Source organism: Roseateles sp. YR242, assembly GCF_900109745.1.
In the GTDB taxonomy this organism is placed as follows: Bacteria; Pseudomonadota; Gammaproteobacteria; order Burkholderiales; family Burkholderiaceae_C; genus Roseateles.
In genome coordinates this window covers 253565-273740 of record NZ_FOAV01000007.1, presented here as the reverse complement: position 1 = coordinate 273740, position 20176 = coordinate 253565, and the positions used below count along the sequence as shown (strand labels likewise).

Annotated in this window: 16 protein-coding genes; 13 read left to right on the top strand and 3 right to left on the bottom strand. The window is 66.4% G+C overall.

What is annotated here, in order from left to right:
* Nucleotides 1-78: 78 nt before the first annotated feature.
* Nucleotides 79-618, bottom strand: coding sequence for an SET domain-containing protein (locus BMY53_RS15470; RefSeq protein ID WP_092947380.1), 540 nt, complete (start codon nucleotides 616-618; stop codon nucleotides 79-81).
* Between the two features lie 118 nt (nucleotides 619-736).
* Here BMY53_RS15470 and BMY53_RS15465 point away from each other — a divergent pair, with 118 nt between their 5' ends.
* The 11 genes from BMY53_RS15465 (at nucleotide 737) to BMY53_RS15415 (ending at nucleotide 16721) form a co-directional block, all read left to right on the top strand.
* Nucleotides 737-3478, top strand: a complete 2742-nt coding sequence (locus BMY53_RS15465) for a DNA topoisomerase III (RefSeq protein WP_092947379.1) — start codon at nucleotides 737-739, stop codon at nucleotides 3476-3478.
* A gap of 247 nt (nucleotides 3479-3725) precedes the next feature.
* Nucleotides 3726-4799, top strand: coding sequence for a hypothetical protein (locus BMY53_RS15460; protein ID WP_143074090.1), 1074 nt, complete (start codon nucleotides 3726-3728; stop codon nucleotides 4797-4799).
* 268 nt (nucleotides 4800-5067) lie between these two features.
* On the top strand, nucleotides 5068-5886 hold the full coding sequence (locus tag BMY53_RS25970; protein WP_177200899.1) for a hypothetical protein: 819 nt from the start codon (nucleotides 5068-5070) through the stop codon (nucleotides 5884-5886).
* A 98-nt stretch (nucleotides 5887-5984) separates the two neighbouring features.
* Nucleotides 5985-7820, top strand: a complete 1836-nt coding sequence (locus BMY53_RS15450; RefSeq protein ID WP_177200898.1) for an ATP-binding protein — start codon at nucleotides 5985-5987, stop codon at nucleotides 7818-7820.
* Between the two features lie 90 nt (nucleotides 7821-7910).
* Entirely contained in the window at nucleotides 7911-8882 is a 972-nt protein-coding gene (locus BMY53_RS15445) for an AEC family transporter (protein WP_092947375.1), read from the top strand.
* A 108-nt stretch (nucleotides 8883-8990) separates the two neighbouring features.
* Nucleotides 8991-11855 (top strand): M16 family metallopeptidase, encoded by a 2865-nt coding sequence (locus tag BMY53_RS15440; RefSeq protein ID WP_092947374.1) that lies wholly within the window; start codon nucleotides 8991-8993, stop codon nucleotides 11853-11855.
* 197 nt (nucleotides 11856-12052) lie between these two features.
* Nucleotides 12053-13327: a glutamate-5-semialdehyde dehydrogenase gene (locus tag BMY53_RS15435; protein WP_092947373.1), complete on the top strand. Its 1275-nt coding sequence runs from the start codon at nucleotides 12053-12055 to the stop codon at nucleotides 13325-13327.
* Nucleotides 13328-13587: 260 nt separating this feature from the next.
* Nucleotides 13588-14343, top strand: a complete 756-nt coding sequence (gene queC / locus BMY53_RS15430; RefSeq protein WP_092947372.1) for a 7-cyano-7-deazaguanine synthase QueC — start codon at nucleotides 13588-13590, stop codon at nucleotides 14341-14343.
* A gap of 9 nt (nucleotides 14344-14352) precedes the next feature.
* Nucleotides 14353-14901, top strand: a complete 549-nt coding sequence (locus BMY53_RS15425) for a LemA family protein (protein WP_092947371.1) — start codon at nucleotides 14353-14355, stop codon at nucleotides 14899-14901.
* A gap of 207 nt (nucleotides 14902-15108) precedes the next feature.
* Nucleotides 15109-15441, top strand: a complete 333-nt coding sequence (locus BMY53_RS15420; protein ID WP_255370218.1) for a c-type cytochrome — start codon at nucleotides 15109-15111, stop codon at nucleotides 15439-15441.
* Nucleotides 15438-16721 (top strand): NAD(P)/FAD-dependent oxidoreductase, encoded by a 1284-nt coding sequence (locus tag BMY53_RS15415; RefSeq protein WP_092947369.1) that lies wholly within the window; start codon nucleotides 15438-15440, stop codon nucleotides 16719-16721. Before BMY53_RS15420 ends, BMY53_RS15415 begins: the two co-directional genes overlap by 4 nt.
* 73 nt (nucleotides 16722-16794) lie before the next feature.
* Here the strand turns inward: BMY53_RS15415 and BMY53_RS15410 are convergent, their stop codons facing one another.
* Entirely contained in the window at nucleotides 16795-17232 is a 438-nt protein-coding gene (locus BMY53_RS15410) for a BLUF domain-containing protein (RefSeq protein WP_092947368.1), read from the bottom strand.
* Between the two features lie 21 nt (nucleotides 17233-17253).
* Nucleotides 17254-17970 (bottom strand): GTP cyclohydrolase I, encoded by a 717-nt coding sequence (folE, locus tag BMY53_RS15405; protein ID WP_092947367.1) that lies wholly within the window; start codon nucleotides 17968-17970, stop codon nucleotides 17254-17256.
* 206 nt (nucleotides 17971-18176) lie between these two features.
* On the opposite strand from folE, the gene rsmB reads away from it, so the two are divergent.
* Both rsmB and BMY53_RS15395 read left to right on the top strand, forming a co-directional pair.
* Complete coding sequence (gene rsmB / locus BMY53_RS15400; protein WP_092947366.1) at nucleotides 18177-19556, top strand: 16S rRNA (cytosine(967)-C(5))-methyltransferase RsmB; 1380 nt, start codon at nucleotides 18177-18179, stop codon at nucleotides 19554-19556.
* Nucleotides 19553-20167 (top strand): DUF4390 domain-containing protein, encoded by a 615-nt coding sequence (locus tag BMY53_RS15395; RefSeq protein WP_092947365.1) that lies wholly within the window; start codon nucleotides 19553-19555, stop codon nucleotides 20165-20167. Before rsmB ends, BMY53_RS15395 begins: the two co-directional genes overlap by 4 nt.
* Nucleotides 20168-20176: the final 9 nt, after the last annotated feature.

Genomic DNA, 20176 nt, shown 5'->3' with positions numbered 1-20176 from the left:
GTTCCGGTACAGCGGCTTGAGAGCGGTTGGAGGAAGGACCGGTGCTTGATAGGGTGTGAGGGAGAGGCCAGCGCGAATTTAACGCTTTGGCGCCAGCATCGTGCCACGACAGCTCGGGCTCCCGCAACGGCACTCAAACCGCTTTTTCAGTTTGGCGGTATAGCGTTCGTCAATGATCAGACCATAGTCGTAAAACAATTCTTCGCCCGGCGAAATATCCGTCAGCGCATGGATGAAAACCCGCCCCTCGTGCTCCCGCGCCTCGCAATTGGGGGTGCAGGCATGATTGATCCAGCGCGCGTTGTTGCCGTTCACGGCCGCATCGATCACATCGCCCCCCTCCAGATGGAAGTAGAAGGTGTGGTCGGGTTGGGAAGGGTCGTGCGGATGGCGGCGCAGGGCCTCGTCCCAGTCGATACGCTCGCCCTTGTATTCGATGAGTTGTTCCCCGGCCTGGAGGTCGGCCACGGCGTACACGCCACGGCCGTGCACCCCCGAGGCCCGGACCTGGATGCGGGTGCTTCGTGCGGACCCGGCCTTGGCGCGGTTACCCTGTGGGGCTGCGTCGGGCGTGACGCCCTCGGTGGGCGGACGCTTGGCGGGGCTTTGTTGCGGCATGGGGCGAGTCCGTTACATTGAAATCATGGGTGCGCGCGCGTGTACGCGCGAGGCCGGATTGTAGGCAGGCGTTCCGGACGTTCCGACGCCGCCTTCGACAGGAAAGAAGCAAGAGCACATGAGCAAGGCATTGGTGATCGCGGAGAAGCCCTCGGTGGCGCAGGACATCGTCCGTGCCCTGACCCCGCAGTCGGGCAAATTCGACAAGCACGACGAGTACTTCGAAAACGACCAGTACATCGTCAGCTCGGCCGTGGGCCACCTGGTGGAGATCAAGGCACCGGAAGAGTTCGACGTCAAACGCGGCAAGTGGAGCTTCGCCCACCTGCCGGTGATCCCCCCGCATTTCGATCTCAACCCGATCGACAAGAGCAAGGGCCGGCTGAACGCGCTGGTGAAGCTGATCAAGCGCAAGGACGTGACCACGCTGATCAACGCGTGTGACGCGGGGCGCGAGGGTGAACTGATCTTCCGACTGATCGTGCAGTACGCCGGCTCGGCCAAGACGCCCATCCAGAAACCGGTGTCTCGCCTGTGGCTGCAGTCCATGACGCCGCAGGCCATCCGCGACGGTTTTGACGGCCTGCGCAGCGACGCGCAGATGCTGCCGCTGGCCGACGCCGCCCGCTGCCGCTCCGAAGCCGACTGGCTGGTGGGCATCAACGGCACACGCGCGATGACCGCCTTCAACTCGCGCGACGGCGGATTCTTCCTCACCACCGTGGGCCGGGTGCAGACGCCCACGCTGTCCATCGTGGTGGAACGCGAGGAGAAGATCCGCAAGCACGTCTACCGGGACTACTGGGAAATCCGCGGCACCTTCGATGCGGTCGCCGGCCAGTACGAAGGCAAATGGTTCGACACCGCCTGGAAGAAGAACGAGCAAGACCCCGAGCTGCGGGCGGACCGCGTCTGGACGGCGGCCGAGGCCGAGGCCATTGCCGCCGCCGTGCGGGGCCAGCCCGCCACCGTGACGGAAGAGTCCAAGCCCAGCACCCAGGCCAGCCCGGGCCTGTATGACCTGACCACGCTGCAGCGCGAGGCCAACTCGCGCTTCGGCTTCTCGGCCAAGACCACGCTGTCCCTGGCCCAGGCCCTGTATGAAAAGCACAAGGTCCTGACCTACCCCCGGACCGACTCCCGCTACCTGCCCGAGGACTATCTCAGCGTCGCGAAGCAGACCGCGCAGATGATTGCCACCTCTGACATGCCCGGCCCTCTGCGCCCCCTGGCCCCCCACGCGCAGACCGCCCTGGCCAACGGCTATATCAAGCCGACCAAGAAGGTCTTCGACAACAGCAAGGTGTCGGACCACTTTGCCATCATCCCCACGCTGCAGGCACCTTCCAGCCTCACCGAGGCCGAGGCCAAGCTGTACGACATGGTGGTGAAGCGCTTCCTGGCGGTGTTCTTCCCGCCGGCCGAGTTCCAGGTCACCACCCGCATCTCGACAGTGAAGGCGGTGGGCAAGTCCTTCAGCTTCCAGACCAACGGCAAGGTGCTGGTCAAGCCGGGCTGGCAGGCCGTTTACGGCAAGGAAGCCACCGACGAGAACGCCGAGCCGGGTACCAGTGGTGCCATGCTGGTGCCGGTGGCGCCGGGTGAGATGGTCCGCACCGAAAGCGCCGACGTGAAGGCGCTGCAGACCAAGCCGCCCGCCCGCTACACCGAAGCCACGCTGCTCTCCGCCATGGAAGGCGCGGGCAAGCTGGTGGACGACGACGAATTGCGCGAGGCCATGGGCGAAAAGGGCCTGGGCACGCCGGCCACCCGTGCCGCCATCATCGAAGGGCTGATCGCGGAAAAGTACATGCTGCGTGAAGGCCGGGAGATGATCCCCACCGCCAAGGCCTTCCAGCTGATGACGCTGCTGCGGGGCCTGGGTGTGGAGGAGCTGACCAAGCCGGAGCTGACCGGCAACTGGGAGTACCAGCTCTCCGAGATGGAGAAGGGCCGGCTCAAGCGAGAGGCCTTCATGGCCGAGATCGCCGCCATGACCCAGCGCGTGGTGCAAAAGGCCAAGGAATACGACCGGGACACCATTCCCGGCGACTACGCCACCCTCAAGACCCCCTGCCCCAAGTGCGGTGGCGTGGTGAAGGAGAACTATCGCCGCTTCACCTGCGTGGGCAAGACCGGCAACGGCGACGAATGCGGCTTCTCCATTCCCAAGATCCCGGGCGGCCGCAGCTTCGAGCTGCCGGAGGTGGAAACCTTCCTGCGGGACAAGAAGGTCGGCCCGCTGGAGGGCTTCCGGTCCAAGGCCGGCTGGCCGTTCACGGCCGAACTGGCGCTGGTGTTCGATTCGGAGATCGACAACTGGAAGCTGGAGTTCGACTTCGGCGAGGACGCCCGCAAGGCCGAGGAATCGGGCGAGCCGGTGGACTTCAGTGGCCAGACGCCGCTGGGCCATTGCCCCAAGTGCAACGGCCGCGTCTTCGACCACGGCGCCAACTATCTCTGCGAGCATGCGGTGGGAGCCAACATCACCTGCGACTTCAAGAGCGGCAAGATCATCCTGCAGCAGCCCATCGAGGCGGCCCAGATGAGCAAGCTGCTGGAGCACGGCAAGACGGATCTGCTGGAGAACTTCGTCTCCAACAAGACACGACGCAAGTTCAAGGCCTTCCTCACCTACGACCGCAAGGAAGGCAAGGTGGTGTTCGAGTTCGAACCTCGTGCAGCCAAGGGTGCACCGGCCCGCAAGACAGGCGCCGCCGCCAAGGCGGCCGCTGCGCCGACAGAGGAAAAGGCGACAGAAACGGCGGCAGAAAAGGCGACAGCACCTGCGAAGAAGGTGGCGGCCAAGAAGGTTGCCGCCAAGAAAGTCGCCATCAAGAAGGCCACCGCCAAGTCCTGAGCGATCCGATACGGCGTTAGGTCCGACTGACTGGTTTCCTCAACTTCTCAGCGGACCCATGAGCTTCTTTCCCACAGGCCCCACGGCCAGCTTTGCCACGTCCGCCACGGGTGGGTGGCAACCCACGTCAGGGAGCGAGCTGGCGCCAGCCACCAGACACAGCCTGGCCGTGGATGAATGGAGCACGGCCGACCTGCGCCAATGCAACGACGCGGTCGGTACATTGCAGGCCGCATTGAGGGCGCTCATGAAGCAGATCCCCTCCCAGCGCGCGGAGCTGCAGGAGTTGCTGAACAAGAAGGTCGATTGGATCCTCGCCTTGCAGACGAAACTGCTGACTGATCTGGCGAAGCTGCCTCGCCGCGAGGAGGAACTGGCGCCTGTGAGACAGCTGCTTCGCATGCACCGCGATGCGACAGACGCCACTTGCCACATGCTGGCGAACCTCCCAGCGCACCAACACATCCTGATCCTTCGGCGCTGGTCCGAGGAGATGACGTCCGCGGCCAGGACCCTTGAGAAGTTGCCCCCTTCTTCCGGTACGGCCGAATGCAAAACGCTTCTTGACGAACTGCAGGGGAAGTTCCACCGCATCAGTGCGAGCGAGGATCTCGAACTCCTGCTTCAGTTGCTACTGCTCTGCCACGAACGGATCGCCCTTGAACAGCGGCCGCCAGCCGAGTGGCGCAGCCACCGCGCCCTCTCTCAGCTGCCCTCGGTCCCGCTGCCTCGGCTCACTCCCAGCGCGCAACCACCCCTGCTCGCCGCCCTCGTCAAGCGGGGAACGTCAGAGTCTGCGCCCACCGCAGACCAACCTCTATCCCTACCCCTGCCCTTGCCCCTGCCGATATCACACGGCCGCAGCGAATCCACCAGCAAGGAGGAAACCCTCGCCTCCGTCCATGAATACATGAAACTGTTGGACCGCGCCCAGGCCTCAACAACGGCCTCATCTGCGACGGTCACACCCACATCGACAGACCCCGATATCGCCGAAGCGCCCGCCAGGGTCACCAGGAAGACGGGAAGAACCCGGCCATCAAATGCCCCCAGCGCTTGCGAAGGGCCCACCACCACTGCGAAACGCGGTCGCCGTGCGGCCTCAACATCATCGGCACCCGTTGCCACGGTCGGCTGGAAGTCAACGGGCTCGTCTCCCGCGCACGGATCGTCCAACGACCTCGATCCGTTGATGGAAGCCGCTGACATGGGATCGTTCGGACTGATCGATTTCATCAACGACTCCGCAATGCCAGATACCTCCCTGCAGCCGTCTCCGACGGCGACAAGCCTGGCGACGCCCAAGAACGAAACGAGCTGAGGCGGGCGGGAGCACGGCCCGGGCAAGGCGGAAGGAGTCTCCGCGATCTGACGATCTGAACCGGCCTTCGGGTTGACTGACCCCCGTCATGGTTTTGATATGAGGAACTACCTTGAGCTTCACACCTCTTGGAGCATCTTCCGCGCCACTGTTCACCGGGTGGGCATCATCGTCGGCATCCGAAGCCTCTCGGTTTTGTCCCACCGGCCTTGTGGAGCTCTCACGGCTCAACAATCGGGAGGACTGCTTACATTTCTTGGATAACGCCATGAAGGCCGTTCACTCGCTGATGGAGGCCATTCAGAAAAAACCGCTCGACTTGGCGGGATTGCTGTCGACAAGGCTGGAGGGAGTCCTGGAGATTCAGGACAAGCTTCTGAAGTGTCTGAATTCGACACCATTTGAGCTAAATGAGTTGCAGGAGACGAAGGACTTGTTGCGCCAACTCACCGGTTCCATCCACGCGATGAATCGCCTGGGACGGGAATTGCCAGACGCTGACCACACTCAGCTGCTGCGCGAATGGCGGGATCTCAAGAACGCTGGCTCTGAAATATTGACTCGGTTGGATCCGCAGACGGCCATCGGCCGCGACACCCAGCCCTTCAATGAGGCTCTCGACCGATTCCAGATCGCCAGCACGCCACAGACCTGCGAGCGTGGGTTGACCGACCTTCGAGCAGCCGTGCTTTTCTTGCATGGACTCCTTCCTCCTATGCCGGCGCGATCGGCGGCGCCAGCGACTCGTGGTCTCTTCATGCACCACTCGGGAGGTCAGCTTGTCGTTAACAAGGAAAAACCTGAGAGGCCAATCATCCCTCACGGATGCATACCGACGCTGCACGCGCTCAGCTTACCCACCAGCAGTCCTTCGGCGGACACCCCCTGTATCGAGGACCTCCAGGACCTGCCGTTGACCAGTCTCAGCCTGTTGCTCGCCAGCGATGTCGCATCAGCGCCGGCCCCGCTGGCGCCCGTGCCGATCTTGGAACTCGTGACTCTGTACGACGCAGACCCCACCGAGCCCATCCCGACCCTATCGCCCCCCACCGTTCAGGCTGCGTCCTTCAGCGGATCGAAGCCGTAGCAACAGCCCGCTTTCGGGACACCTGGCCCGAACTCACCGGGAACCTCCGGAAGCCCGGTTTTTTTTGCGACACTGCGCTTCGGGCATCAGGAGAGTGCATGGGTCGATCGACGCTGAGCATCCAGACGCGGCTGGTGGCCGCGCTGAGCCTGAGCGCGACCATCCTGGTGGGGCTCATCGGCCTCTACTGGGTGAACCGCCACGAGCGAGAACTCGACGCCGAGCTGCTGGAGCGCCAGCGGCGCATGGCCCAACTGGTCGCTCGGGGTTTTGCCGAGCCGGTCTGGAACCTGGACGGCGCCGCACTCTCCGAGCTGCTGGATGCGGTCATGGCCGACCCCGAGGTGCATTCCATCGAGCTGACCGCACCCGGCCTGGAGACGCTGCGGCGTGAACGCACCGACCCTGCCGTCCGCCCCGCCACCATGGAATTCGAGCTGAGCCATCGCGCCGGTGTGGACACCGGCCCGGCCGGTGCATTGGGGCGGGCCAGCATCGTCTACACCCGCGCCTACATTGACCAGAGCGTGGGGGAAACCCGCAGGCTGGTGGCCAGCCTGCTGGCCACCGTGCTGCTGGCCATCGGCCTGACCAGTTATGTGCTGGTACGCCGGCTGGTGGAACGCCCGGTGTCGCGGCTGCGCGGCCTGGCGCAGCGGGTGGCCAGCGGGGAGCTGGGCGCGCAGATCACGCCCGAGCATTCCGACGAAATTGGCGACCTGACCGACCAGCTCAACGCCATGAGCACCAAGCTGCATGAGTTCGCCGAAGGCCTGCGCGACAGCGAGCAGCGTTACCGCAGCCTCTTCGAGAATGCGGCGGAAGGCATCTTCCAGGCGGACAGCCAGGGCCGGCTGCTGCGCATCAACAAGGCCCTGGCCCATATGCTGGGCATGCACAGCCCCGCGCAGGCCCAGCGCCTGACATTGCGCCGGGCCGTGCGCATCGAGCACGACGAATACCGCCGCCTCGCCCGCGCGCTGGAACGCCACCGCCTGCTGCAGCAGGTGCCGCTGCTGGTCACCACGCGGGACGGGCGCGACCTCTGGATGGAACTCAGCCTGCATCTGGTCCAGGACGGCGGCGAGCCCCGGATCGAGGGCCTGGTGAGCGACATCACCCAGCGCCGCCTGGCCGAGCAGGAAGTGAGTCAGCATCGGGACCACCTGGAAGACCTGGTGACCGAGCGCACCGTGGAGCTCTCCCAGGCCAAGCAGCGCGCAGAAACCGCCAACCAGGCCAAGAGCCGCTTCCTGGCCACCATGAGCCATGAGTTCCGCACCCCGCTCAACGCCATCCTGGGGTTTGCGCAGCTGCTGCAGATGGACAAATCGCTCACCGAGAGCCAGCAGTCCAAGATCCGGCTGATGCGGGAATCGGGCGAACACCTGCTGGTGCTGATCACCGACTTGCTGGACGTCGCCAGCATCGAAGCCGGCAAGCTCACGCTGCAGCTCAACCCGCTGGACCTGCGGGCGCTGCTGGAGATGTGCAGCGAATCCATGCGGCCCCGCGCGGCAGAAAAAGGTCTGGCCTTTGATGTCGAACTGGACCCGGAGCTGCCCGCCCGCGTGCGCGCCGACGGCCAGCGCCTGCGGCAGGTACTGCTCAACCTGCTCTCCAACGCCGTGAAGTTCACCGACACCGGCCGGGTTGGGCTGACGGTGGATCTGGTCGCCAGGGGCCCCAGCAGCATCGTGCTGCGCTTCACGGTCACCGACACCGGCATCGGCATGGAGCCGCAGCAGATGCGCCGGCTGTTCCAGCCCTTCGAACAGGTGGCGGACCAGACCCGTCGCGCGGGTGGTACCGGGCTGGGGCTGGCGATCAGCCAGCAACTGGTCCGGTTGATGGGCGGCACGATCGACGTCGAGACCCAGCCGTCCCACGGCAGCCGCTTCAGCTTCGCCCTGGAGTTGCCGCTGGCGTCCTGAGGCCCCGGGCAGGCACCGCCGCTTCACTGACGAACACCCATGTGCGGCGCCCGCCCGGGCCGGGCGCGTGCCACCGGCATACTTTGGCCCATGACAGGCATCTTGTTTTCCAAGCTGCTGGCGATCTTCATCGCCTCGGCGATGGGCTGGTTTGTCGGACACATGCGCTGGCTGGGCAAGGCGGGTGGCGACAACGACCCCGCGCGCGTGCTGTCCAACCTGGCCTTTTATCTGTTTGTTCCGGCACTGATGTTCCGCACCACGGCGCGGGTGGATTTCGACACCCTGCCGTGGCTGACCATCGCCGCCTTCTTTGCCCCCGTCGTGGTGGCGCTGCTGGGGGTCTACCTCTGGCAGCGGGCTCGCAGGCCCGCCAACCCTGCCGTGCCGGCGGTGCGCAGCATCACGGCCAGCTTTGGCAACACGCTACAGGTGGGGGTGCCGCTGGTGGCCGGCGTGTTCGGCGAGGACGGCCTGGCGGTGCACATCACCATCGTCAGCCTGCATTCCCTCACGCTGCTGACCATCGCCACCGTGCTGGTGGAGTCCGACCTGGCCCGCCATCACGCCACCGGGGCCAGCCTGATGTCCACGCTGCTGGTCACCATGCGCAACACCATCATCCATCCGGTGGTGCTGCCGGTGCTGGCCGGCTTTGCCTGGAATCTGACCGGGATGGCGCTGCCCCGGGTGCTGGACGAGGTGCTGCAGATGCTGGGCAGCGCCGTGGTGCCGCTGTGCCTGGTGCTCATCGGCATGTCGCTCTCTTATTACGGCTGGCCCACCGAATGGCGGGAGATGCTGGGGCTGATCGCCATCAAGCTGCTGCTTCTGCCCACGCTGGTGCTGGTGGTGGCGCATTGGCTCTTCGGCCTGTCCGGCCTGGGGCTGGCGGTGATCGTCATGATGGCGGCGCTGCCACCGGGCTCCAATGCCATGATGTTCTCGCAGCGCTACCGCACGCTGGAGCGCGAAGCCTCCGGCGCGGTGGTGGTGGCGACCTTGCTGTTTGCCGTCACCGCGCCGATCTGGCTGGCCATTCCGGTCTGGCTGGGGCGCTGAACCTGCCGGTTGCCCATGTCCACATGAGCTTCCCGCACTTGTGAGCCGGCGCCACCCTGTGTAGGGTGCGCCCATCGACATTTTTCCTATCCCACAGGGATACACGCCATGCGCATCAAGACCTTGACTCTGGCTGTCTGGGCCGCCCTGAACGTCGGGGGCCTGGCTGCCGCCACCGCCTGGGCCGCCACGCCCCCGGGCGCCGGCAGTGCCATCACGACCGATGGCGGCACGCTGCAGGTCAAGCTGGAGAAGGTCAAGCTGGCCAACGGCTTCGAGGTGATCCTGGTGGAAGACCACCGCCTGCCGCTGGTGGCCTTCAACCTGTGGGTGCATGCCGGGCCCCGCAACGAGGCAAAGGGCCAGACGGGCTTCGCCCACCTCTTCGAGCACCTGATGTTCGCCGGCACCCGCCACATCCCGCGCGGCCAGGCGGACCAGATCATTGATGCCGCGGGGGGCACCGACTCCAACGGCTCCACCGATTTCGACCGCACCAACTATTTCTTCACGCTGCCCTCCAACCAGCTGGAGCTGGGCCTGTGGCTGAAGTCGGACATGCTGGGCTACATGATCGACGAGGTGGATTCGGTCTCCCTGGCCAACCAGCAGGACGTGGTGCGCAATGAACGCCGCCAATCCGTGGAAAACCGGCCCTACGGCATCGTCGAGGAAGCCCTGTTCCACGCGCTGTATCCGGAAGATCACCCCTATTACGCCTCCGTCATCGGCTCGCATGCGGATATCCAGTCCATCCAGCTGCGTGACGTGAAGGCCTTTGCCCGCCGCTACTACCGGCCCAACAACGCCACGCTGGTGCTGGCGGGCGACTTCAACCCGGCGGACGCGCGCAAGTTGGTGGAGAAGTATTTCGGGCCCCTCAAGGCCGGTGAAGCCGTACCGCCGGTGCAGGTGGCGCAGCCGAAGATCACCGAAGAGAAACGCATTGCGGTGACCGACCGGATCGAACTCTCGCGTCTGAACATCGCATGGCAAACCCCCGCCGTGTTCCAGCCTGGTGATGCGGAAATGGACGTGGCCTCGCATGTGCTGGGCGGCGGCAAGTCCAGCCGGCTCTACAAGACGCTGGTCTACGACAAGCAGCTTGCCCAGTCCGTGTCGGTGCAGCAGTACTCGCTGTCCCTGGGTTCGGTGTTCAACATCGAGATCGTGGCCCGGCCGGGCAAGTCGCTGGAGGAGATCGAGAAGCTGGTGGACGACGCCGTGGCCGACATCTCCCAGAACCCGCCCACGCCCGAGGAAATGGCCCGTGCCCGTGCAGCCATCGAGACCGGTCTGCTGACCCGGCTGGAAAAGCTGCAGGGCCTGGCGGACCAGATCAACTATTACAACCAGCAGGCGGGCGACCCCAACTACATCGCCAAGGACCTGGGCCGTTACCAGGCCATGACCGGTGCGCAGGTGCGTGACGTGGCGGCGCAGCAGCTCAAGAAGCAGTCCCGCGTGGTGATCTACGCCACACCGGGCGAGCAGCAACTGGCCGCTGAAGTGGCGACGCCCCCGGCGCCCACCAAGGCGGGCAAGAACGAACGGGAATCGCTGAACGCGGACGCCGCCTGGCGCCACCAGCAGCCCAAGGGGGGCAAGGCCAAGGCGCTGTCGCTGCCGGACGGCCACCGATTCACCCTTGCCAACGGCCTGACGGTGATCCATGTGGCCAACCCTGGCCTGCCGCTGGCCAGTGCCACGCTGGTGGTTCATGCCGGCCAGACCACCAACCCGGCGGACAAGCCGGGCCTGGCCAGCTTCACCGCCGCCATGCTGCAGCAGGGCACGCAATCGCGCAGTGCACAGCAGATTGCCGATGAATCCGGCAACCTGGGCGCCACGCTGACCAGCAGCTCCAGCCGTGACGAGGCCCGCGTGGAGGTCAGCAGCCTCAAGACCAATTTTGCGCAGAGCCTGGCCCTGCTGGCCGATGTGACGCAGAACCCGGCCTTTGCCGAGACCGAGGTCGCCCGCCTGAAGGGCGAGCGCCTGGCCGCCCTGGCCCAGCAGCGCGAACAGGCGCCGGCGGTGGCCTCCCTGGTCGGCAACCGCGTGGTGTACGGCGACGGCCATCCGCTGGCTGCCAATGGCCTGGGCACGGAAGCCTCGATCGCGGCCACGGACACGGTGGCGCTGCGCCAGTTCTGGCAGGCTCATTACCGGCCGGACGAGGCGGCCCTGGTGGTCGCTGGTGACCTGACCGAAGCCGAACTCCGGCCGCTCGCCGAGAAGTTGTTCGGCGGCTGGGTCAAGCCGACGTCGGCCGCCCCCACGGTGAACGCCGCACCGGCCCGCCCGGTGGCTGCCCGTGTGGTGCTGGTGGACAAGCCGGGTTCGCCGCAGACGGCGCTGGCCGTGGTGTCGCCCGGCCCGAAGGCTGGCGTGCCGGTGGCGACCGACATCAAGGTGATGAACGCAGCGCTGGGCGGTCTTTTCACGTCGCGCATCAACACGCAGCTGCGTGAGGTGAAGGGCTACACCTATGGCATCTACTCCGGCTTCTCGCTGAACCGTGACAGCGGCACCTTTGGCATCCGGGGCAGCGTGCGCACCGATGTGACGGGTCCGGCCCTGAGCGACATGTTCAAGGAGATTGACGGCATCCGCGCCAAGCCCATGGGTGCGGCCGAGCTGAACCGGGTCCGCAACGCGCAGTTGCTGGCCTTGCCCGGCCTGTTCGACACCAATCGCGTGGTGGCGTCCACCTATGCCAGCGAGTGGGCCGTGGGCCAGCCGGCCGACAGCATCACCTCGCTGCCGCGCAAGTACAGCGCCGTGACGGCGGCCAGCGCCTTGCAGGCGGCGCGCACCTATGTCGATCCCACCGGCCTGATCGTGGTGGCCGTGGGCGACAAGTCCAAGGTGCTGCCGCAGCTGCAAACCTGGGGCCGCACACCGCTCGAAGTGCGTGACGTGAACGGCGCCCTGCTCCCCGCCGCGGTACCCGCCGCCCCCAAGCCGTAACGGTCCTGGGGCCGGACACTCGCTCATGCCGCTCGGTCGCGGGATCGGGTCGGGTGTCCGGCAAGGCGCAAACCGCAGCCATAGCAGCGCTATGGCGAGGATTTGCAACGCCGCCGGGCGCCCGACCCGGCCCCGCGAAGGGTGGGGTGGTGGGATTCGATGGGCAGGCCAGTCCCAGCTTGGTTCAGAATCGCACCATGACCGACCTCGTTGCCTACATGACCAGCGTGGGCCAGGCCGCACGTCGCGCCGCGACGTTGATGGCCGCCGCACCGACTGCTGCCAAGAACAACGCCCTTCTGGCGCTGGCCCGCCGCCTGCGCGAGAGTGGCCCGGCCCTGGCCGCCGCCAATGAGCGCGACCTGAGTGCCGCCCGCGAAGCCGGTCTGGCCGCCCCGCTGGTAGACCGCCTGCGGCTGGACGCCAAGACACTGGACACGGTGGCACAAGGCTGCGAACAGATCGCCAGCATGCCGGACCCCGTCGGCGAGATCACCGGCGTGAAGCGTCGCCCCACCGGCATCAGTGTGGGCCAGATGCGGGTGCCGCTGGGCGTGTTCGGCATGATCTACGAGAGCCGCCCCAATGTGACCATCGAGGCGGCCTCCCTGGCCATCAAGAGTGGCAACGCCTGCATCTTGCGGGGTGGCTCCGAGGCCTTGCACAGCAACCTGGCCCTGGCCGCCCTGGTGGCGCAAAGCCTGGAAGAAGCGGGTCTGCCCGCCGAAGGTGTGCAACTGGTCAACACCACCGACCGCGCCGCCGTGGGCCTGCTCATCGCCATGCCCGATGCCGTGGACGTGATCATCCCGCGCGGGGGCAAGGGCCTGATTGAGCGCATCAGCCGCGACGCCCGCGTACCTGTGATCAAGCATCTGGACGGCAACTGCCACTGCTACGTGGACGCCCAGGTGGATCTGGAACAGGCGCTGGTGGTGGTGGAAAACGCCAAGACCCAGAAATACAGCCCCTGCAATGCGACCGAATCGCTGCTGGTGCATGCCGATCAGGCGGCCGCCTTCCTGCCCCGCATCGGCCGGCTGTTTGCCGCCAAGGGGGTGGAGATGCGTGCCTGCCCGCAGGCCTTTGCGGCCCTGCTGGAAGTGCCGGACGCCAAGCTGGCACTGGCCACCGAGGAAGACTGGGGCACCGAATACCTGGCGCCCATCATCAGCATCAAGGTGGTGGACAGCCTGGACGAAGCCATCGCCCACATCAACCACCATGGCTCGCACCACACCGACGCGATCCTGACCACGCTGCATGCCAACGCGATGCGCTTTCTGCGCGAGGTGGATTCCGCCAGCGTGATGGTGAACGCCAGCACCCGCTTTGCCGATGGCTTCGAATATGGGCTGGGGGCCGAGATCGGCATCTCGACGGACAAGTTCCACGCCCGCGGTCCCGTCGGCCTCGAAGGTCTCACTTCGATGAAATGGATCGTCCTCGGCCAAGGTGAAACAAGACAGTAGCCCCCGGCTGTTCGGGCCAAAGGCCCGTCCATCCGCCCCCCAAGGGGACTGCGGGCCACCTTGGGGCGGCCCGGCGGTGGCCCTCTTTCCTAACCAGAGCCCCGCTTGAACGACGCTGCGTGCGTTCGGCGCGCTCTGGTGCGCAGAGGCGGCTCCGGCCGGGTCCGTTACCTGGAGTTGCTGCCGGGGGCGAGCATCGCAGCGTTGCGGGCGCAGCCCTGGCACACTTCTGGCCTGGCACGCCCTGAACTCCGCTCCCCATGTCCGACGCATCCCTCCCCCTGACACCCCCCAACGCCGTCATCGCCTCCAGCCGCAAGGCCGTGGTGCTGTTTTCCGGCGGCCAGGATTCCACCGCGTGCCTGGCCTGGGCGCTGGACCGGTTCGCCGAGGTGGAGACGCTGGGGTTCGACTATGGCCAGCGCCACCGCATCGAACTGGACTGCCGCCAGACCGTGCGCCAGCAGATCACCGCACAGTTCCCGCAATGGGCCGGCAAGCTGGGCGAAGACCACCTGCTGGACCTGAGCCTGCTGGGCCAGATCTCGGACACCGCCTTGACGCAGGAACGCGCCATCGAGCTGCAGGCCAACGGCCTGCCCAACACCTTTGTGCCGGGGCGCAACCTGCTGTTCCTGACCTTCGCTGCCACGTTGGCCTACCGCCGCGGCGCCTCCGTGCTGGTGGGCGGCATGTGCGAGACGGATTTCTCCGGCTACCCGGACTGCCGGGACAACACGCTCAAGGCGCTGCAGGTGGCTCTGAGCCTGGGCCTGGACGCGCCCATGACGGTGGAAACGCCGCTGATGTTCATCACCAAGGCCCAGACCTGGGCCCTGACTGAGGCGCTGGGCGGCACACCGCTCAACGAGCTGATCATCGAACACACCCACACCTGCTACCTGGGCCAGCGCGAGACCCGTCACGCCTGGGGTTGGGGTTGCGGCCAGTGCCCCGCCTGCGAGCTGCGGGCCAAGGGCTACGAGGCGTTCATGCAGGCCAAGGCCCGCGGCTGAGGATCGATCGTGAGCGTGATCTGGGAACGTTGCCTGTGGTTCATCGGCGCGGTGCTGCTCTTCTGGGGCATCGGCGCCTACAACCGGGTGATGCTGCTGCGCAATGAGATCGGCAAGGCCTTCGGGCAGCTGGACGACGCCCTCACCCGGCGGGCCGCGCTCGGCGAATCGCTGCTGGCCCATCTGCGCGAGCGGCTGCCCAGTGAGCAGGCCAGCATCGACGCACTGGCCGCCGCTCAGGCCGAGGCGCAGGCCGCCACCCTGGCCGTGCGCACCAAGCCCCATGCCGCCGACCCGATTGCCCAGCTAGCCATCACCTCCGCCGTGCATGGCGCAGCGTTGACGCGGCTGATCTCGCTGGTGGAGCATCACTCCGAACTGGTGTCGGATGCGGCACTCTCCAGCATCGTGGATGAACTCAAGCTGGTGGACCGTCAGCGGGCGTTCTCCCGCCAGATGTTCAACCAGGCGGTGCAGAACTACAACGAGGCTGTACGGCAGTTTCCCACCCGGGTGCTGGTCAGCTTCTTCGGGTTTTCAGAGTCACGCAGCCTCTGACGAGGCCCTGGCCGTCTCTTCGCGGTTTTCCTACACTCGCTCAGCGTCACAGGGGCTGGCGCGAGGGAGGGGCCAATGTTCGAACAGGCGGGATGGTCGCTGGTGTTGAGAGCGTTGGGCGCGTGGGCCGCGCTGTCGCCTGTGGCATGGGCGGACACTCCCGCCATCCCCACCGACCGTGCCCTGCACGATGAAATCCCCCTCGCCATGAAATCCCTGGCGGCCACCTGTGCCGCCTGCCATGGCACCAACGGCCACGCCGTCGCCGACACCGCCATCCCGGGTTTGGCCGGACGCCCGGCGGATGAGCTTGCGGCGATGCTGCGCGCCTTCAAGAACGGCACCCGCCCGGGAACCGTCATGCCGCAACTGGCCAAGGGCTATGACGACGGCCAGATCACGGCATTGGCGCAGTATTTTGCCGCGCAACGTTCATCACGACGTGAGGCGAGAGGCGCATCGGGGGCATCCAGGCCCTCCGAACAGCGGGCGCACCAAGACCACTCCGGCGATCGGCGAGGCCGAGGAGAACAACCATGATGCGGCGCCGCGATTGGCTGCTGGGCAGTGCCGCTGCGGCCGCATGGGGGACTGCACAGGCCCACACAGGCTGGCGTGCCGCCCGGGTGGTGGTGATTGGCGGCGGCATCGGCGGGGCCACCGCAGCGCGCTATCTGCGGTTGTGGTCGGGCCACCAACTGGAGGTGGTGCTGATCGAACCTCAGGCGGGATTTGTGTCGTGCCCGCTGTCCAACCTCGTGCTGGGCGGGTTCACATCCATTGATGCGTTGAGCCGCCCGCTGGCTTCGCTGGAACAGCAGCACGGCGTGCGGCTGGTGCGCGACCATGTGGTCCACATCGACACCGCCCGGCGGCTGGTCCTGCTGGCCCACGGGGACCCGCTGCGTTATGACCGCCTGATCGTCTCGCCCGGCATCGACCTGCAATGGGACAGTGTGCAAGGGCTGCAGGCGGCCCATCAATCAGGCCAGATTCTTCAGGCCTGGAAGGCGGGGCCGGAAACGGTGAGCTTGCGGCGGCAGATCGAAGCCATGCCGGAGGGCGGCGTCTTTGCAGTCACCATCCCCGAAGCGCCCTACCGTTGCCCCCCCGGCCCATACGAGCGCGCCAGCGTGGTGGCCGCCTGGCTGAAGAAGGCCAAGCCGCGCGCCAAGCTGCTGGTGTTCGACGCCAATCCGGACATCACCTCCAAGGGGCCGCTGTTCAAGAAGATCTGGGCCGAGCGCTACGCGGGCATCCTTGAATACCGGCCGCTGCACAAGGCCGTGGCGGTGGAGACGGGGCGTGACCCAGGGGGTTCGGTGCGCTTCGAGCTGCAACCACCGGAGCGGGCGGACGTACTGAATGTGCTGCCAGCGATGCGCGCCGGCACCATTGCACGCACGGCAGGGCTGGCAGGCGAGACCGCGGCGGGCCGCTGGTGCCCCATCCACTACCAGACCTTCACCTCCACCGTGGCGCCGGACGTGCACATCATCGGCGACGCCATCCAGGTGGCGCCGGCCATGCCCAAGAGCGGGCACATGGCCAATGCCCATGCCAAGGTGGCCGCCGCCGCCGTGCTCAGCGCATTGGCTGGCCAGGCGCCGGATGCAGAACCGATGCTGACCAACACCTGCTACAGCCATGTCGATGGTGAGCAGGTGATCCACGTGGCCAGCGTGCATCGCTATCTGGCGCAGGAGCGGACCTATCGGACGGTGCCCGGGTCAGGCGGTGTCTCCGACGGACCGACGGCGCTGGAGGCCCGTTACGCCTGGCACTGGGCCCGCACCTTGTGGAGCGACATGCTGGCGTGAGCCCCACGAGACGCAGCACTGCTTCAGCGGTGATCAGCAGCGGCCAGCGACCCTCGGTGGCCTTCGGCGGCGGTCAGCGACTCTCAGGTCCGGAACATTCGATCGCGCCGGCCGTGACCAGTTCGTCAAACAGCGCCGTCAGCGCCGCGCCAGTCATGCGGAAGGGATCGAGCTTCTGCGTCTCCCCGTACTTCAGCAGCAGCGCCGTGTTGAGCCGCTGCAGGTTCACCTGCCCCATCGCCCAGCCGGCGAAGCGCCGTTCCGAGATCTCCTCATAGTCGATCAAGGTGGGTGTGTCGTGGCGCTCATCCATCACGATGCGCTTGTAGCGGGCATTCACCGGCTCGCGCGCCCCCTCCAACACCTGGATGAAGGTGCCGCCGGAGAAGCAGAGCAGGCCGGTGATGCCGTCCTCGGTGTTGTGCTCGCGCGAGCGGCGCACGATGTCCTGCAGGTCATGCGGGCTCAGGTCATGCGAAGCACGGCTGGCATAAACAAGGCGGACAAGCATGGCAACTCCTTGGGGTGTTGATCAGTCCCTGCCGCGAATCAATGAGTGGAATTCACGCCGCAGGTTGGGGTCTTTCAGGAAGGCGCCGCGCATCACGCTGTTGATCATGGAGGATTCCATGTCTTTCACGCCGCGCCAGTGCATGCAGAAGTGGTCGGCATCCATCACGATGGCCAGCCCGTCCGGGCGCACGCGCTGCTGCAATTCGTTGGCCAGCATGGTGACGGCTTCTTCCTGGATCTGCGGGCGGCTCATGACCCAGTCCGTCAGGCGCACGTATTTGGACAGACCGATCAGGTTGGAATGCTCATTGGGCAGCACGCCGATCCACACCTTGCCGATGATGGGGCAGAGGTGGTGCGAGCAGGCGCTGCGCACGGTGATGGGGCCAACGATCATCAGCTCATTGAGCCGCTCGGCGTTGGGGAACTCCGTCACCGAAGGCGCCTGGTCATAACGACCGGCAAAGACCTCGCGCAGGAACATCTTCGCCACGCGCTTGGCGGTCTCCTGCGTGTTGTGGTCGCTGTCCGTATCGATCACCAGCGCCTGCAGCACCTCCTGCATCTTGGCCTGGACCTCGATCTGGAGCTGGTCGAGCTCGCCGGGTTCTACGAAATCCGCGATGTTGTCATTGGCATGATGGCGCTTACGCGCTTTGACCAGTCGGTAGCGGATTCGCTCGGACGCCGGCAGAGCCGCCAGGGCCTCGGCGCTCAAGTTGGGGGTGCCTGTCATGGATCGTGGGTGCGCGGACGAGCCGTGTCCCGTAGGTAAAGGTCGGTAAAAAGGAACCCTGAGGGAACGCTGCGCAGACCCGTCGGGGCACGAGCCTGCGTAGTGATTGTCCCTGCAAATACAAGTCATTGCGAGATGCGGGGCGTTGGAACAAGGTTCGCCCGCGTCAGGCGACCGACCCCACCACCCCTTAAACTGCAGCGGTGTTGTCCGCCCCTGCCTCCTCTCCCCCGCTGCACCGCCTGTTGAGCGCTGCCGCAGACGCCGTCCAGGCCGTCCGCGATGGGCATTCCCTGACCGATTGGCTGGCCCGGTGCCCTGCCGACGTGCGCCCCGGCGCCCAGGCCCTGAGTTTCACCGTGCTGCGCCGGCTTGGCGCCGTGCAGGCCGTCCGGGCCCGCCTGGCCCCCAAGGCGCCGCCCCCGCGGGTGGACGCGTTGCTGGTGACGGGCCTGGCGTTGCTCTGGCCCGGCGAGACTGCTTACACGGAACATACCCTGGTGGACCAGGCGGTGGAAGCCGCCCGGCGGCGCTCGCCCAAAAGCGCCGGTTTTGTGAACGCGGTACTGCGCCGTTTCCTGCGCGAGCGCGAGGCGCTGCTCGACGCACAGCGAGACGACCCGATCGCCACCTGGAACCACCCCCGGTGGTGGCAGGAGCAATTGCAAAAGGACTGGCCGGACGTCTGGACCGAGCTGTTGGCCGCCAATCAGCAACGCCCGCCCATGACACTGCGGGTCAACCCCGCGCAGGGCAGCACCGCCAGCTATCAGCAACGGCTGACAGAGGCCGGTATCTCGGCACACCCGGCCGGTGAGCTCTGGACCCAGGCCTTGGTGCTGGACGAACCCAAGCCGGTCCAGGCCCTGCCGGGCTTTTCCGAGGGGGACGCCTCGGTGCAGGACGCCTCGGCCCAGCTCGCCGCCCCGCTGCTGCTGGGCCAGATGCAGCCACAAGACCTGTCCCCAGGCGAGGCCTGGCCGCTGCTGGCCCATGGCGCACGGGTACTGGACGCCTGCTCTGCACCGGGCGGCAAAACGGCGCATCTGCAGGAATTGGCTGGCAACCACCTGGATCTCCTGGCGTTGGATACCGATGCCAAGCGCCTGGAGCGTGTGCAGCAGAACCTGGAGCGCCTGCATCTTCAGGGCCAGGTGAAGGCGGCAGATGCCCGCAATACCGCGGTGTGGTGGGATGGCCGGCCCTTTGACGCCATCTTGCTGGACGCTCCCTGCAGCGCCTCCGGCATCGTGCGCCGCCATCCGGACGTGCGCTGGCTGCGCCGGGCGACCGACATCCCGGCCCTGGCCAAGATCCAGGCGGAACTGCTGGAGGCCCTTTGGCCCTTGCTCAAGCCGGGCGGACGGCTGTTGTATGCCACGTGCTCCGTCTTCAAGGCGGAGGGTCAGGATCAAATCGACGCGTTTTTGCAACGCCATGGCGACGCCCGGTGGCGTCAGTTCGCGCGGGGAGCCGGTCACCTCCTTCCGCTCGCTGACAATGCTTCGCAAGACCCACCGCGAGGCGGCGCGGCCGTAACCGACGGCTTCTTCTACGCCTTGCTCCAGAAGTTGCCTTCCGCGTGACCTGTTTCCGCCCGTTCGTTTCGCTGCGCTCCTGGCTGCGGCGCCTGACCCTGGTCGGCGCCCTGCTGGCCATGCACGCCTGGGCGCTGGCGCAGGGCGTGGCGCTGCAGCAGCTCAATGCCGAACGGGCAGAAGACGGCCTGGCCCTGAGTTTCAGCACCCGATTCGAGCTGCCCAAGCCCGCCGAAGACGCACTGCTCAAAGGCGTGGCCATCTATTTCGTGGCGGATGTGCAGGTGCTGCGCAACCGCTGGTACTGGCGCGATGCCCGCGTGGCCCAGGCCACCCGCACCTGGCGCCTGACCTGGCAACCCCTGACCCGCCAATACCGCGTCAGCACCGGCGGCCTGCACCAGAGTTATGACACGCTCGGCGAGGCCGTGGCCTCCCTGCGCGGTGTTTCCGGCTGGCGGGTGGCGGATGGCAAGGACATCGAAGACGATGGCCACTATTACGTCGAGTTCAGCTACAAACTCGACACCAGTCAGTTGCCCCGTCCGATGCAGATTGGCCTGGGTGCCGGGCAGGGATGGGCCTTGTCGGTGGAGCGCTTGCTGCAGCTCAACCTGGATGTGCCCGCCACGCCGCCGCCCAACCGACCGCAGCCCTGACAGGCCTCG